Origin of the sequence: Shewanella carassii (assembly GCF_002777975.1) — a bacterium.
Taxonomy (GTDB): domain Bacteria; phylum Pseudomonadota; class Gammaproteobacteria; order Enterobacterales; family Shewanellaceae; genus Shewanella; species Shewanella carassii.
The window spans coordinates 1-15,771 of the sequence record NZ_NGVS01000037.1 but is presented as its reverse complement, the minus strand read 5'-3'; the positions used below and the strand labels follow the sequence as shown (position 1 = coordinate 15,771).

General features: G+C 50.4%; 13 protein-coding genes. All 13 read left to right on the top strand.

All coding sequences use genetic code 11. The features are described 5' to 3' along the window. The coding region (locus CBE72_RS20645; RefSeq protein WP_198556962.1) for an EF-Tu C-terminal domain-related protein at positions 1–77 on the top strand (77 nt) is incomplete at its 5' end. A 262-nt stretch (positions 78–339) separates the two neighbouring features. Beyond that, positions 340–720 carry a preprotein translocase subunit SecE gene (gene secE, locus CBE72_RS19530; protein ID WP_100145979.1) on the top strand — a complete coding sequence of 127 codons (381 nt, stop codon included), beginning with the start codon at positions 340–342 and terminating at the stop codon, positions 718–720. 8 nt (positions 721–728) lie between these two features. Next, positions 729–1,280, top strand: a complete 552-nt coding sequence (gene nusG, locus CBE72_RS19525) for a transcription termination/antitermination protein NusG (RefSeq protein WP_100145977.1) — start codon at positions 729–731, stop codon at positions 1,278–1,280. Between the two features lie 123 nt (positions 1,281–1,403). Continuing rightward, entirely contained in the window at positions 1,404–1,832 is a 429-nt protein-coding gene (gene rplK, locus CBE72_RS19520) for a 50S ribosomal protein L11 (RefSeq protein ID WP_025012046.1), read from the top strand. A 4-nt stretch (positions 1,833–1,836) separates the two neighbouring features. After that, positions 1,837–2,538: a 50S ribosomal protein L1 gene (rplA, locus tag CBE72_RS19515; RefSeq protein ID WP_100145975.1), complete on the top strand. Its 702-nt coding sequence runs from the start codon at positions 1,837–1,839 to the stop codon at positions 2,536–2,538. Positions 2,539–2,799: 261 nt separating this feature from the next. Next, positions 2,800–3,300, top strand: a complete 501-nt coding sequence (rplJ, locus tag CBE72_RS19510; protein WP_025012044.1) for a 50S ribosomal protein L10 — start codon at positions 2,800–2,802, stop codon at positions 3,298–3,300. A gap of 54 nt (positions 3,301–3,354) precedes the next feature. Beyond that, positions 3,355–3,723 (top strand): 50S ribosomal protein L7/L12, encoded by a 369-nt coding sequence (gene rplL / locus CBE72_RS19505; RefSeq protein ID WP_100145973.1) that lies wholly within the window; start codon positions 3,355–3,357, stop codon positions 3,721–3,723. A gap of 233 nt (positions 3,724–3,956) precedes the next feature. Next, positions 3,957–7,988: a DNA-directed RNA polymerase subunit beta gene (rpoB, locus tag CBE72_RS19500; protein WP_100145971.1), complete on the top strand. Its 4,032-nt coding sequence runs from the start codon at positions 3,957–3,959 to the stop codon at positions 7,986–7,988. Positions 7,989–8,072: 84 nt separating this feature from the next. After that, on the top strand, positions 8,073–12,284 hold the full coding sequence (rpoC, locus tag CBE72_RS19495; RefSeq protein ID WP_100145969.1) for a DNA-directed RNA polymerase subunit beta': 4,212 nt from the start codon (positions 8,073–8,075) through the stop codon (positions 12,282–12,284). A gap of 178 nt (positions 12,285–12,462) precedes the next feature. Then, positions 12,463–12,837 carry a 30S ribosomal protein S12 gene (gene rpsL, locus CBE72_RS19490; protein WP_025012042.1) on the top strand — a complete coding sequence of 125 codons (375 nt, stop codon included), beginning with the start codon at positions 12,463–12,465 and terminating at the stop codon, positions 12,835–12,837. A 76-nt stretch (positions 12,838–12,913) separates the two neighbouring features. Next, on the top strand, positions 12,914–13,384 hold the full coding sequence (gene rpsG, locus CBE72_RS19485; protein ID WP_025012041.1) for a 30S ribosomal protein S7: 471 nt from the start codon (positions 12,914–12,916) through the stop codon (positions 13,382–13,384). A 72-nt stretch (positions 13,385–13,456) separates the two neighbouring features. Then, entirely contained in the window at positions 13,457–15,553 is a 2,097-nt protein-coding gene (fusA, locus tag CBE72_RS19480; protein ID WP_025012040.1) for an elongation factor G, read from the top strand. 80 nt (positions 15,554–15,633) lie between these two features. Next, a partial coding sequence (locus CBE72_RS19475) for a GTP-binding protein (protein ID WP_240613085.1) occupies positions 15,634–15,771 on the top strand: 138 nt, incomplete at its 3' end.

Below are 15,771 nucleotides of genomic sequence, written 5' to 3'. Positions count from 1 at the left end.
ACGAAGGCTTGCGCTTCGCTATCCGTGAAGGTGGCCGCACAGTTGGTGCTGGTGTTGTAGCCAAGATCATCGCTTAATTGCGAGACAGGTTACTTTGAAAAGGAAGCTTCGGCTTCCTTTTTTGCTTGCTGGCGCAAAGTGTCAGGCTTTCTCCTGGTTTCGCCCTGTGTATCCTTGATAACAAAGCTGATTAAGAATACAATCTATGGCCGATTTTTGTGCCCTGAGCCGGAGAATTCTCGTCAGGGGCGAGTTCGAAAGCGGGCTGGCGCTGATTTAAGCCTTAAACTTACTCAGCTGTCCCTTGGCTCAGGTCGTAATGAGTAACGGAATTAACCGATGACAACAAATACTGAAAACCAGGGCAACTCTCTGGATATCGTAAAGTGGGTAATAGCTATACTACTGGTGGCGGTGGCGATCGTCGGCAACCAGATGTACAACGACAGCGAAGTCTTCACTACGCCAATCCGCGCCGCGGGTGTGGTTGTCGTATTCGCTATTGCTGGTTTTATTGCCTTACAAACCGTTAAGGGTAAGCAAGCATTGGCCTTTGCCCGTGAGTCACAAATCGAAGTACGCAAAGTCGTATGGCCGACTCGTCAAGAGGCGTTGAATACCACCTTTATCGTACTGGCTGCGACAGGTATCCTGGCCTTGATCCTTTGGGGACTGGATGCGGTATTGCTGCGCATTGTTAACTTTATTACTGGCGTATAGGCACTAGAATGACTGAAGCTAAAGAAGCTAAGAAAAGATGGTATGTGGTTCAGGCTTTTTCCGGTTACGAAGGCCGTGTATGTAAATCTTTGCTTGAACACATCAAAATGCATGGTATGGAAGAGTTCTTCGGCGAAGTGCTGGTTCCTACCGAAGAAGTCGTAGAAATGCGTGCCGGCCAACGCCGTAAGAGTGAGCGTAAGTTCTTCCCCGGCTATGTGCTGGTACAGATGGAAATGAACGATCAAAGCTGGCACTTGGTGAAGAGCATCCCTCGTGTGATGGGCTTTATCGGTGGAACATCAGATCGCCCTGCTCCTATTTCCGATAAAGAAGCCGAAGCTATTCTGCGTCGCCTTCAGGAAACAACAGAATCTCCGACTCATCGCGTTATGTTCGAACCCGGCGAAGTGGTTCGGGTTACCGATGGTCCTTTTGCCGACTTCAACGGTACTGTTGAAGAAGTGGATTATGACAAGAACCGCGTTAAGGTGTCTGTGATGATCTTCGGCCGCTCAACTCCGGTTGAGTTGGACTTTAATCAGGTCGAAAAATCCTGATTAAATAAAATACAAAATCCGTTTGGCAACGGGTGTGGATTTCTATATAATCCGCACCCGTTGTTTTCGGGGAGCTCAAGGCATGTCGCCTGAGCGTTTGAACCCAAACTGAGGAAATGTCAGATGGCAAAGAAAATTGAAGCTTACATCAAGCTGCAAGTAGCAGCCGGTGCTGCAAACCCGTCTCCACCAGTTGGTCCAGCTCTGGGTCAGAAAGGTGTGAACATCATGGAATTCTGTAAAGCATTCAACGCTCGTACTGAAAAGTTCGAAAAAGGTATGCCAATTCCAGTAGTGATCACTGTTTACAACGATCGCTCATTCACTTTCGAAACCAAGACTCCACCTGCTGCCTTCTTGCTGAAGAAAGCCGCTGGTCTGAAGTCAGGTTCTGCTCGTCCTAACACTCAGAAAGTGGGTACTATCAAGCGTAGCCAGGTTCAGGAAATTGCTGAAACCAAGGCAACCGATATGACTGGTGCTGACATTGAAGCGATGACTCGCTCAATCGAAGGTACTGCGCGTTCCATGGGTTTGGTAGTAGAGGACTAATATAATGGCAAAGCTGACTAAGCGCATGCGCACCATCCGCGAGAAAGTGGACGTAACCAAAGCATACGACATCAACGAAGCTGTTGCTCTGCTGAAAGAACTGGCTACTGCCAAGTTCGTTGAGAGCGTAGACGTTGCCGTTAACCTGGGTGTTGATCCTCGTAAATCTGACCAAAACGTTCGTGGTGCCACTGTGCTGCCACACGGTACCGGTCGTGAAGTACGTGTTGCTGTATTCACTCAAGGTGCCAATGCCGAAGCTGCGAAAGAAGCTGGTGCTGAACTGGTAGGTATGGAAGATCTGGCTGAGCAGGTGAAAGCCGGCGAAATGAACTTCGACGTAGTTATCGCATCTCCTGATGCAATGCGCGTTGTTGGTATGCTGGGTCAAATCCTGGGCCCACGCGGCCTGATGCCTAACCCTAAAACCGGTACTGTAACTCCTAACGTTGCTGAAGCCGTTAAGAACGCCAAGGCTGGTCAGGTTCGTTACCGTAACGACAAGAACGGTATCATCCACACTACCATCGGTAAAGTGGACTTCGAAACTGCTCAACTGAAAGAAAACCTGGAAGCACTGCTGTCTGCGCTGAGAAAGGCTAAGCCTGCTGCAGCCAAAGGTCAGTATGTGAAGAAGGTAAGCATCTCCACCACTATGGGTGCAGGTGTAGCTGTCGACCAGAACTCTCTGGACGCTGCTAACTAATTTTACAAAATGCGCGTGTTAGCCTATAATGCGCGCACTTTTGTGGGTTGGAGCCTATGACGAGTGTTTTCACTCAGATGGGCTTCCGTCCAAGACCGCAGGTGTTGCCCATTTGGAAGACTTAATTTCCTGCGTAGACGGTGTCAGGCCCCAGATAGATTTATTTCTGCTGGATTATCTGCACCGTAAGTAACTGAGTACATTTGTGTTCAGTATGGTAAACGCTGGGGATTCCCCAGGTAGAATCCAGGAGTAAAGCCAATGGCATTAAGACTCGAAGACAAAAAAGCGATTGTTGCTGAAGTCAACGAAGCTGCCAAAGGTGCGCTTTCTGCAGTTGTCGCCGATTCACGCGGTGTGACTGTAGGTGCTATGACAGTTCTGCGTAAGACTGCTCGCGCAAACGGTGTGTACGTACGTGTAGTACGTAACACTCTGGCTCGCCGCGCAGTAGAAGGCACTGCTTTTGAGTGTCTGACAGAGGTGTTCTCTGGCCCAACTTTGATCGCTTTCTCTAACGAGCACCCAGGTGCTGCAGCTCGTCTGTTAAAAGACTTTGCTAAAGAGCAAGCCGCTTTCGAAGTTAAAGGTGCAGCTTATGAAGGGGAATTCATCCCTGCAGCTGACATTGATCGTTTGGCAAAACTGCCAACTTACGAAGAAGCACTGGCACAGTTGATGATGACTATGAAAGAAGCATCTGCTGGCAAGTTCGTTCGTACTCTGGCCGCTCTGCGCGATCAAAAACAAGAAGCCGCTTAATTTCAAGCTGGCTGCTTAACAGAATTGAATTCAGAACAATAGGAAACATTTGTTATGTCTATCACTAAAGACCAAATCCTTGAAGCCTTTGCAGCTATGTCTGTAATGGAAGTTGTTGAACTGATCGAAGCTATGGAAGAGAAGTTCGGCGTATCTGCTGCTGCTGCAGTAGTTGCTGGCGGCGCTGGTGAAGCTGCTGCTGCTGAAGAGAAAACCGAGTTCGACGTAGTTATGACTTCTCACGGTGACAACAAAGTTGCTGTGATCAAGGCTGTACGTGGTGCCACAGGTCTGGGTCTGAAAGAAGCCAAAGCTATGGCTGAATCTGCTCCAGTAGCTGTTAAAGAAGGCATCTCTAAAGAAGAAGCTGAAGCTCTGAAGAAAGAACTCGAAGAAGCTGGTGCTCAAGTAGAGATCAAGTAAGTCATATTGACTTACAATCACCCAAGCCAATTGGGTGGAGGCTGGCGGTTTTTTGACCGTCGGCCTTTTTTGCGCTGTAAGCGTTGGCGATTTTTTTCACCGTTTGTCGCCAGATTTTGCAGTCCCTAGCAGTGATTATTGGTTAGGTTCTTGCCATCAACGGTGATGGGCAAACGTGCTGGATTAACTGTGTTGATTCAGTCTTGGTCACATCTCGCAAGCAGAGGAAACCCATGGTTTACTCCTATTCTGAAAAGAAGCGTATTCGCAAAGACTTCGGTAAGCGTCCACAAGTGTTGGATATCCCTTACCTGTTGTCTATTCAGTTAGACTCTTTTAAGAAGTTCACCGATCAAGATCCTACCGGTGAGCGTGGCCTAGAGGCCGCTTTCCGTAGCGTTTTTCCCATCAAGAGCTTTTCTGGTAATTCAGAACTGCAGTACGTCAGCTATAAGCTGGGCGAGCCTGTTTTTGATGTGAAAGAGTGCCAAATCCGCGGTGTGACATACTCCGCTCCACTGCGCGTTAAGCTGCGCATGGTGCTGTATGATCGTGAAGCTGCCGCTGGCACTGTAAAAGATATTAAAGAACAAGAAGTCTACATGGGGGATATCCCTCTGATGACTGAAAACGGTACCTTTGTTATCAATGGTACTGAGCGTGTTATCGTATCTCAGCTGCACCGTAGCCCAGGTGTGTTCTTCGACCACGACCGTGGTAAGACACACTCCTCAGGTAAGGTGTTGTATAACGCGCGTATTATTCCTTACCGCGGTTCATGGCTCGACTTCGAGTTCGACCCTAAAGATGCGTTGTTTGTACGTATTGACCGTCGTCGTAAGCTGCCTGCCAGTATCATTCTGCGTGCCCTGGAATATTCTACTCAGGATATCCTCGACATCTTCTTTGAGCGTGTCGACTTCAAGATCAAGAAAGATTCTCTGGTCATGACTCTGGTTCCTGATCGTCTGCGTGGTGAAACTGCCAGCTATGACATCAAGGATTCAGAAGGCACAGTGCTGGTAGAGAAAGGTCGTCGAATCACTGCCCGTCATATCCGCCAACTGGAAAAAACCAATACCACTGAACTGGAAGTTCCGGTTGAGTACATCATTGGTAAAGTAGCGGCTCAGGACTATATCGATCCTGACACAGGTGAAGTACTGGTTACCGCCAACAACGAGATCAGCCTGGAAGACCTGGCCAATCTGTCTCTGGCCGGTATCAAAGAGATCAGCACTCTGTACATCAACGAGCTGGATCACGGTGCTTACATCTCTGACACCTTGCGTATTGACTCAACCACCAACCGTTTGGAAGCCCTGGTTGAAATCTATCGCATGATGCGTCCTGGCGAGCCACCAACCAAGGATGCCGCCGAAGCTCTGTTCCAGAACCTGTTCTTCAGCGAAGAGCGCTATGACCTGTCTAAAGTGGGCCGGATGAAGTTCAACCGTCGTCTCGAAATCGACGAGAACGAAGGTACCGGTGTACTGACCAAAGAAGACATAGTTGCCGTAATGAAGAAGATCATCGAAATCCGTAACGGTTTTGATGAAGTCGATGATATCGACCACCTGGGTAACCGTCGTATCCGTAGTGTTGGCGAAATGGCCGAGAACCAGTTCCGTGTTGGTCTGGTACGTGTTGAGCGCGCAGTACGTGAACGTCTGTCTCTGGGCGATCTGAACGAACTGATGCCTCAAGATCTGATCAACGCCAAGCCAATCTCGGCAGCAGTGAAAGAGTTCTTCGGTTCTTCTCAGCTGTCGCAGTTTATGGATCAGAACAACCCACTGTCAGAAGTGACTCACAAGCGCCGTATTTCGGCTCTTGGTCCCGGCGGTCTGACTCGTGAGCGTGCCGGCTTCGAAGTTCGAGACGTGCACCCAACTCACTATGGTCGTCTGTGTCCAATTGAGACCCCTGAAGGTCCAAACATTGGTCTGATCAACTCGCTGTCCACCTTTGCCCGTACCAACTCATACGGCTTCCTGGAAACACCTTATCGCAAGGTGATCGACAGTGTGGTTACCGATGAAGTGGAATACCTGTCTGCCATCGAAGAAGGCCGTTATGTGATTGCACAGGCCAACATCGAACTCGACAGCGAAGGCCGTATTGTGGAAGAGCAGGTTGCCTGTCGCCACAAGGGTGAATCCACCTTTATGCGTGCTTCCGATATCCAGTATATGGACGTATCTCCACAGCAGATCATCTCTGTGGCGGCATCTTTGATCCCATTCCTTGAACACGATGACGCTAACCGTGCATTGATGGGTGCGAACATGCAACGTCAGGCAGTACCAACACTCAAGTCAGAGAAGCCTCTGGTGGGTACTGGTATTGAACGTACGCTGGCTGTTGACTCAGGCGTAGTTGTGGCCGCCAAGCGTGGCGGCGTGATCGACTATGTTGATGCCAGTCGCATCGTGGTCAAGGTTAACGAAGATGAATTGATGCCAGGTGAAGCCGGTATCGATATCTACAACCTGACCAAGTACACCCGTTCTAACCAGAACACCTGCATCAACCAGCGTCCATGCTGTAGTGTAGGTGATCCAGTTGTTCGTGGTGACGTGCTGGCCGATGGTCCATCAACCGACTTGGGCGACCTGGCTCTGGGTCAAAATATGCGCATCGCATTTATGACCTGGAACGGTTACAACTTCGAAGACTCGATTTTGATTTCCGAGCGCGTAGCGCAGGAAGACCGTTTCACCACTATCCACATTCAGGAACTGTCCTGTATCGCTCGTGATACCAAGCTGGGTAGCGAAGAGATCACTGCCGACATCCCTAACGTGGGTGAGTCTGCACTGAGCAAGCTGGATGAATCCGGTATCGTTTACATCGGCGCCGAAGTTAAAGGCGGTGACATTCTGGTTGGTAAGGTAACGCCTAAGGGTGAAACTCAGCTGACTCCGGAAGAGAAACTGCTGCGGGCTATTTTCGGTGAGAAAGCGTCTGACGTTAAAGACAGCTCTCTGCGTGTACCTAACTCAGTGAAGGGTACCGTTATCGACGTGCAAGTCTTCACCCGTGACGGTGTTGAAAAAGACAAGCGCGCCATCGAAATCGAAGAGATGCACATTGCTCAAGCCCGTAAGGACTTGACTGAAGAGTTCAAGATCCTCGAAGAGGGTGTTCTGAGCCGTGCCCGTAACCTGCTGCTGAGCGCTGGTTTCAGTGAAGCCAAATTGGCCGAACTGCCACGCAAAGACGTATTGGTTCAGGTTATCGATGATGAAGCCAAGCAAACCGAACTGGAACAGCTGGCTGAACAGCACGAAGAGCTGAAAGCCGACTTTGACAAGAAGTTTGAAATCAAGCGCCGCAAGATCACTCAAGGTGATGATCTGGCTCCAGGTGTACTGAAGATCGTTAAGGTTTACTTGGCGGTTAAGCGTACCATCCAGCCTGGTGACAAGATGGCGGGTCGTCACGGTAACAAGGGTGTGATCTCCAAGATCTGTCCTATCGAAGATATGCCATACGACGAGCAGGGTAACCCTGTCGACATCGTACTGAACCCTCTGGGTGTACCTTCGCGGATGAACATTGGTCAGGTACTGGAAGTTCACTTGGGTGCTGCGGCTAAGGGTATTGGTAATCGCATCAATACTATGCTGGAAGAACAGCGTGAGCTGGCTGAACTGCGTGGCTACATCAAACAGGTCTATGAACTGGGCGATGAAGTGAAGCAGCGCGTGGATATCGATTCATTTACCGATGATGAAGTTCTGCGTCTGGCCAAACACCTGAAGGATGGTCTGCCAACGGCAACCCCAGCCTTCGACGGTGCCAAAGAGAAAGAGATCAAGCAGATGCTTGAGCTCGCAGGTCTGCCGACTTCTGGTCAGCTGAATCTGTTTGATGGTCGTACCGGTAACCAGTTCGAGCGTCCTGTGACCGTAGGTTACATGTACATGCTCAAACTGAACCACTTGGTTGATGACAAGATGCACGCCCGTTCTACCGGTTCGTACAGCTTGGTTACTCAGCAACCTCTGGGTGGTAAAGCTCAGTTCGGTGGTCAGCGTTTCGGTGAGATGGAAGTGTGGGCCCTGGAGGCATACGGTGCTGCGTATACTCTGCAGGAAATGCTCACAGTGAAATCGGATGACGTTAACGGTCGTACTCAGATGTACAAGAACATCGTTGACGGTAACCATCAGATGCAGCCAGGAATGCCAGAGTCCTTCAACGTATTGCTGAAGGAGATCCGTTCTCTCGGTATCAACATCGAGTTGGATCAAGAGTAAGACGCGGTTTAAAGCCTGCGTTTGGCAACGAATTGGTGCTCCGCGAGAGCGGGGCACCGGGTTTAACTCCTTCAGGAGAGAAACGTGAAAGACTTATTAAAGTTTCTGAAACAGCAAAGCAAGACTGAAGAATTTGAAGGCATCAAGATCGGCCTGGCGTCGCCTGATCTGATCCGTTCTTGGTCATTTGGTGAAGTTAAGAAGCCTGAAACCATCAACTACCGTACATTCAAGCCTGAGCGTGAAGGCCTGTTCTGTGCCCGTATCTTTGGCCCAGTCAAAGACTACGAGTGTCTGTGCGGTAAGTACAAGCGTCTCAAGCACCGCGGTGTGATCTGTGAGAAGTGTGGCGTTGAAGTGACCCAGACCAAAGTACGTCGTGAGCGTATGGGCCACATCGAACTGGCCAGCCCAGTTGCCCACATTTGGTTCCTCAAGTCACTGCCATCCCGTATCGGTTTGATGCTGGACATGACTCTGCGTGATATTGAGCGAGTACTCTACTTCGAATCTTATGTGGTTATCGAGCCAGGCATGACCAGCCTGGAGCGCGGTCAAATGCTGACCGAAGAAACCTACCTGGATGCGCTGGAAGAGTATGGTGACGAGTTCGAAGCCAAGATGGGTGCCGAAGCGGTTCTGGAACTGCTGCGCGCTATCGATCTGGAGAAAGAAGTTGAGCAGATGCGCGAAGAGCTGCCATCTATTAACTCTGAGACCCGTCGCAAGAAAGTCACCAAGCGTTTGAAGCTGGTTGAGGCCTTCTACCATTCAGGTAACAAGCCAGAGTGGATGATCCTCAAGGTGCTGCCGGTTCTGCCACCTGATCTGCGTCCTCTGGTTCCACTGGACGGCGGCCGTTTCGCGACTTCAGATCTGAACGATCTGTATCGCCGCGTGATCAACCGTAACAACCGTTTGAAGCGTCTGCTGGATCTGGCTGCTCCGGATATCATCGTTCGCAACGAAAAGCGTATGCTGCAGGAATCTGTTGATGCCCTGCTGGATAACGGTCGTCGCGGTCGTGCCATTACCGGTTCCAACAAGCGTCCTCTGAAGTCCTTGGCCGACATGATCAAGGGTAAGCAAGGTCGTTTCCGTCAGAACCTGCTGGGTAAGCGTGTTGACTACTCAGGCCGTTCGGTAATTACCGTGGGCCCAACTCTGCGTCTGCACCAGTGTGGTCTGCCGAAGAAAATGGCGCTGGAACTGTTCAAACCATTCATCTACGGCAAGCTGGAAGGTCGTGGCCTGGCCACTACCATCAAAGCCGCCAAGAAGATGGTTGAGCGTGAAGTTGCCGAGGTTTGGGACGTACTGGATGAAGTGATCCGCGAACACCCTGTGATGCTGAACCGTGCACCAACACTGCACCGTTTGGGTATCCAGGCGTTCGAACCTGTACTGATCGAAGGTAAAGCGATTCAACTGCACCCATTGGTGTGTGCGGCCTATAACGCCGACTTCGATGGTGACCAAATGGCGGTACACGTGCCTCTGACGCTGGAAGCCCAGCTGGAAGCCCGTGCGTTGATGATGTCAACCAACAACATTCTGTCACCTGCTAACGGTGAGCCGGTTATCACTCCTTCTCAGGACGTGGTACTGGGTCTGTACTACATGAGCCGTGAGCGCGTAAATGGCCGCGGTGAAGGTATGGCCTTTGAGTCTGTTGCCGAAGCCGAAAAAGCTTATCGCACAGGTGCCGCCGAGCTGCACGCCCGGGTTAAAGTTCGTATCACCGAAACTCATATCGATGAGAACGGTGAGCGCACCCAGCAGCGCCGCATTGTCGACACCACAGTAGGTCGTGCTCTGTTGTCATTGATCCTGCCAGCCGGTATGTCTTTTGATCTGGTTAACCAGAACATGGGCAAGAAGCAGATCTCCCGTTTGCTGAACACCTGCTACCGTCAGCTGGGTCTGAAAGATACTGTTATCTTTGCTGACCAACTGATGTACACAGGTTTCCAATACGCCACTATCTCAGGTGCCTCTGTCGGTATCAACGATATGGAAATCCCGGAAGCCAAGTACAAGCTGGTTGCCGACGCAGAAGCCGAAGTTCTGGAAATCCAAGAACAGTTCCAGTCTGGTCTGGTTACTGCCGGTGAGCGTTACAACAAGGTTATCGATATCTGGGCCAGCGCCAACGAGAAAGTCTCCAAGGCGATGATGGAAAACCTGTCTTCCGAAGTGGTTATCAACCGCGACGGTGAAGAAGAGAAACAGGCTTCCTTCAACAGCATCTACATGATGGCCGACTCAGGCGCTCGTGGTAGTGCGGCTCAGATCCGTCAGTTGGCGGGTATGCGTGGTCTGATGGCCAAGCCAGACGGCTCTATCATCGAAACGCCCATCGTGGCGAACTTCCGTGAAGGTCTGAACGTACTGCAGTACTTTATTTCTACTCACGGTGCTCGTAAGGGTCTGGCGGATACCGCACTTAAGACTGCGAACTCAGGTTATCTGACTCGTCGTCTGGTGGATGTTGCTCAGGATCTGGTCGTTATCGAAGATGACTGTGGTACTCACGAAGGTCTGATCATGAAGCCGCTGATTGAAGGTGGTGACGTGGTTGAGCCGCTGCGTGAACGCGTACTGGGTCGTGTTGTTGCCGAGGATGTTTATTATCCTGGTTCCGACGAAGTCCTGGCGCCACGCAACACCCTGCTGGATGAAGCATGGTGTGATAAGTTGGAAGAGCACAGCGTCGACGAAGTTAAAGTACGTTCTGTGATCTGCTGTGATACCGACTTCGGTGTGTGTGCCAAGTGTTATGGTCGCGACCTGGCTCGTGGTCACCTGATCAACCAAGGTGAAGCCATCGGTGTTGTCGCTGCTCAGTCAATCGGTGAGCCTGGTACACAGCTGACGATGCGTACCTTCCACATCGGTGGTGCGGCATCCAGGGCTTCTGCAGAAAACAGTGTCCAGGTGAAGAACGCCGGTAACCTGAAGCTGCACAACGCCAAGTTCGTTAAGAACAGCGATGGTAAGCTGGTTATCGTATCGCGTTCCTCTGAACTGGCGATTATCGATGATCTGGGCCGTGAGAAAGAGCGCTATAAAGTGCCTTACGGTACTGTGCTGGAAACACTGGAAGGTGTTGAAGTTAACGCTGGCCAGACTATCGCCAACTGGGATCCACATACTCACCCAATCATCACTGAAGTGGCGGGTTATGTGAAGTTTGAGCAGATGATTGACGGTGTCACCATCTCGCGTCAAACCGATGAGTTGACCGGTCTGTCTTCCATCGTGGTATTGGATGTTGCCCAGCGCCCAAGCGCCGGCAAAGAAATGCGTCCAATGATCCGTTTGGTTGACGAAAACGGTAATGACCTGACCATTCCTGGTACCGACGTACCTGCGCAGTACTTCCTGCCCAGCAATGCGATCGTAAACCTGGAAGATAATGCTCAGATCAGCGTCGGTGATGCACTGGCTCGTATTCCTCAGGAATCGTCCAAGACTCGCGATATTACCGGTGGTCTGCCAAGGGTTGCTGACCTGTTCGAAGCCCGTAAGCCGAAAGAGCCTGCGATTCTGGCTGAAATCACAGGTACTATCTCCTTCGGTAAAGAGACCAAAGGTAAGCGTCGTCTGGTCATTACCCCTGCTGAAGGCGGTAACCCATACGAAGAGATGATCCCTAAGTGGCGTAACCTGAACGTGTTCGAAGGTGAAAAAGTCGAACGCGGTGAAGTGATCGCCGATGGTCCAGAGTCTGCTCACGATATTCTGCGTCTGCGCGGTATCCACAACGTAGCCAACTACATTGTGAATGAAGTACAGGACGTATATCGTCTGCAGGGTGTGAAGATTAACGACAAGCACATCGAGGTGATCATTCGCCAGATGCTGCGTAAGTGTCTGATCACTGAAGCCGGTGATTCTGAGTTCCTCGAAGGGGAGCAGGTTGAGGTGTCCCGCGTCAAGATCGCTAACCGCGAACTGGAAGAGCAGGGCAAGATTCCGGCCAAGTTCGAACGTGAACTGCTGGGTATCACCAAAGCCTCTTTGGCGACTGAGTCCTTCATCTCCGCGGCCTCGTTCCAGGAAACCACTCGCGTACTGACCGAAGCTGCAGTAGGCGGTAAGAGTGATAACCTGCGCGGTCTGAAAGAGAACGTGATCGTGGGTCGTCTGATCCCGGCCGGTACCGGTTATGCTTACCACAACAACCGTAACCAGGCTCGCGGTGAAGTAGCGACTGAAGCACCTAGCATCAGCGCCAGTGAAGCCGAACAGAACCTGGCCGATCTGTTGAACCTGGCTGGCAGTCAGGAATAAGTAGCATAGATGTTACAAAAGGCGCCGAAAGGCGCCTTTTTCATTGGAATACGCTGCAAAAGTTGGCTATTTCTTGACAGCCAAGCCTTACCTTTCTAAAATTCCGCGTCCCACTATTGTGGGATTAGATTTTTCACACCTTATTGTTGAGTTGAAATCAACTGATTCGGAGCTATACATGGCAACTGTAAACCAGTTGGTACGTAAGCCTCGCGCACCTAAAGTCGAAAAGACTAACGTGCCTGCGTTGAACGCGTGCCCACAAAAGCGTGGTGTTTGTACTCGTGTGTACACCACTACTCCAAAAAAACCTAACTCTGCACTACGTAAAGTAGCTCGTGTGCGTCTGACCAACGGTTTCGAAGTAACTTCGTACATCGGCGGTGAAGGCCACAACCTGCAGGAACACAGTGTAATCCTGATCCGTGGTGGTCGTGTTAAAGACTTACCTGGTGTGCGTTATCACACTGTTCGTGGCGCCCTGGACTGTGCTGGTGTGACTTCACGTCGCCAAGCTCGTTCTAAGTACGGTGCTAAGCGTCCTAAGTCTTAATGGTTTTCCGTTAAGTAAGGCCAAGCTAAATATAAATTCCAGTTTTGGAAATACCTGAAGCATACGGAGAATAGTTATGCCAAGACGTCGCGTAGTAGGACAACGTAAAATCCTACCTGATCCAAAGTTTCAAAGTGAGTTGCTGGCTAAGTTCATCAACGTCATTATGCAGGACGGCAAAAAGTCGACTGCTGAAAAAATTATCTACAAAGCACTGGATGTTGTAGCCGATAAGAAAGGCGAAGAGCATCTGGTTATCCTTGAAGCAGCCCTGGAAAACGTTCGCCCAGCGGTAGAGGTTAAGTCTCGCCGTGTTGGTGGTTCTACTTACCAGGTTCCATGTGAAGTTCGTCCAGTTCGTCGTAACGCACTGGCGATGCGCTGGTTGGTTGAAGCTGCTCGTAAGCGTGGTGAAAAATCTATGGCTCTGCGCCTGGCAGGTGAACTGCTGGACGCTTCCGAAAACAAAGGTACTGCCGTTAAGAAGCGCGAAGACGTGCATCGTATGGCAGAAGCCAACAAAGCGTTTGCTCATTACCGTTGGTAATATCGGGCGCGGGCTTGCCCGCGCTTTCTCTGACATTGCTAAGATTTTTATCTTAGTCAAGAGGGTATAATCGTGGCTCGTACAACTCCAATTGAGCGTTATCGCAACATAGGTATTTGTGCTCACGTTGACGCAGGTAAAACTACTACCACAGAGCGAGTCCTGTTCTATACAGGGGTAAACCACAAGATGGGTGAAACCCATGACGGTGCGTCTACCACTGACTGGATGGTTCAGGAGCAGGAGCGGGGTATTACTATTACCTCTGCGGCTGTTACCACGTTCTGGCGCGGTATGGATGCCCAGTTTACTGAGCATCGTATCAATATCATCGATACCCCAGGTCACGTCGATTTTACTATTGAGGTAGAGCGTTCTCTGCGCGTACTTGACGGTGCTGTAGTGGTCTTTTGTGGTTCTTCTGGTGTGGAACCTCAGTCTGAGACCGTATGGCGTCAGGCCGACAAGTATCATGTCCCCCGTCTGGTGTTCGTCAATAAGATGGACCGTGCCGGTGCCGACTTTGATCGCGTAGTAGGACAGATCCGTAACCGTCTCGGTGCAACTTGTGTGCCTATTCAATTGAATATTGGTACAGAAGAAAACTTTAGCGGGGTTATCGATCTCATCAAGATGAAAGCCATCAACTGGAATGAAGAAGACCAGGGCCTGACTTTCACTCACGAAGAGATCCCAGAGCATTTGCTTGCCAAGGCAACCGAAATGCGCGAATACCTGGTAGAGAGTGCCGCAGAGGCTTCTGATGAGCTGATGGACAAATACCTTGAAGAAGGTGAGCTCACAGAAGAAGAGATCAAAAAAGCGCTTCGTCAACGTACTATCAACAACGAAATTGTGCTGGCTACTTGTGGTAGTGCCTTTAAAAATAAAGGCGTACAGGCAGTTCTCGATGCCGTTGTTGAATACCTTCCTGCTCCTGTTGATGTTCCTGCGATTAAGGGCATCGATGACAGAGAACAGGAAGTTGAGCGTGTTTCTGATGACAATGCACCTTTCTCTGCGTTGGCATTCAAAATCGCAACAGACCCATTTGTGGGTACTTTGACCTTTATCCGGGTTTACTCAGGTGTCCTGGAGTCGGGTTCAGCCGTTTACAACTCTGTAAAAGAGAAGCGTGAGCGTATCGGCCGTATCGTGCAGATGCACGCCAACGACCGTAAAGAACTGAAAGAAGTGCGCGCAGGTGATATAGCTGCTGCTATCGGCCTGAAAGATGTGACAACAGGTGACACCCTGTGTGACCCAGACCATAAGGTAATTCTGGAGCGGATGGAATTCCCCGAGCCGGTTATTACCATTGCTGTGGAACCTCGTTCCAAAGCTGACCAGGAAAAGATGGGCATTGCGCTGCAAAAGCTGGCAATGGAAGATCCTTCTTTCCGGGTTGAGACTGATGAGGAGTCGGGTCAGACTCTGATTTCAGGTATGGGTGAGCTACACTTGGACATTATCATCGACCGTATGCGCCGTGAGTTCAGCGTTGAATGTAACGTTGGTAAACCTCAGGTGGCTTATCGTGAAACTATCCGCAGTGCCGTGGAAGTGGAAGGTAAGTTTGTGCGTCAGTCTGGTGGTCGTGGTCAATTCGGTCATGTCTGGCTGAAACTGGAGCCTCGTGAAGAGGGTGCCGGTTATGAGTTTGTCAACGAAATCGTTGGTGGTGTAGTTCCTAGAGAATACATTCCTGCGGTTGACAAAGGTATCCAAGAACAGATGAAGAACGGTGTTGTCGCCGGCTTCCCTGTATTGGACGTGAAGGTCACTCTGTTCGATGGTTCATATCATGATGTGGACTCGAACGAAATGGCGTTCAAAGTTGCAGGTTCTATGGGCTTCAAGAAGGGGGCGCTGCAAGCTAACCCTGTGTTGCTCGAGCCTTGCATGAAGGTTGAAGTGACAACCCCAGAAGACTACATGGGTGACGTAGTAGGTGATCTGAACCGTCGTCGTGGTCTTATCGAAGGTATGGATGACGGCGTCGCCGGTATCAAGATCATTCGAGCTGTGGTACCTTTGGCTGAAATGTTTGGTTATGCAACAGATTTGCGCTCAGCGACTCAGGGTCGGGCTTCATACTCCATGGAGTTTTTGAAGTACTCTGAAGCGCCGCAAAACGTTGCTAAAGCAGTTATCGAAGCTCGTACCTGATTTAGGTAACGGCATTAACTGTTATTTTGATTGATGGTGTCCGGCAGCGCCGGACTCTTCTGAAAAGAAAGGAATATATCGTGTCTAAAGCTAAATTTGAACGTTCCAAGCCCCACGTTAACGTGGGCACCATTGGTCACGTGGACCATGGTAAAACCACTCTGACTGCTGCTATCTCAACTGTACTGTCTAAGACTTACGGTGGTGAGGCGCGTGAC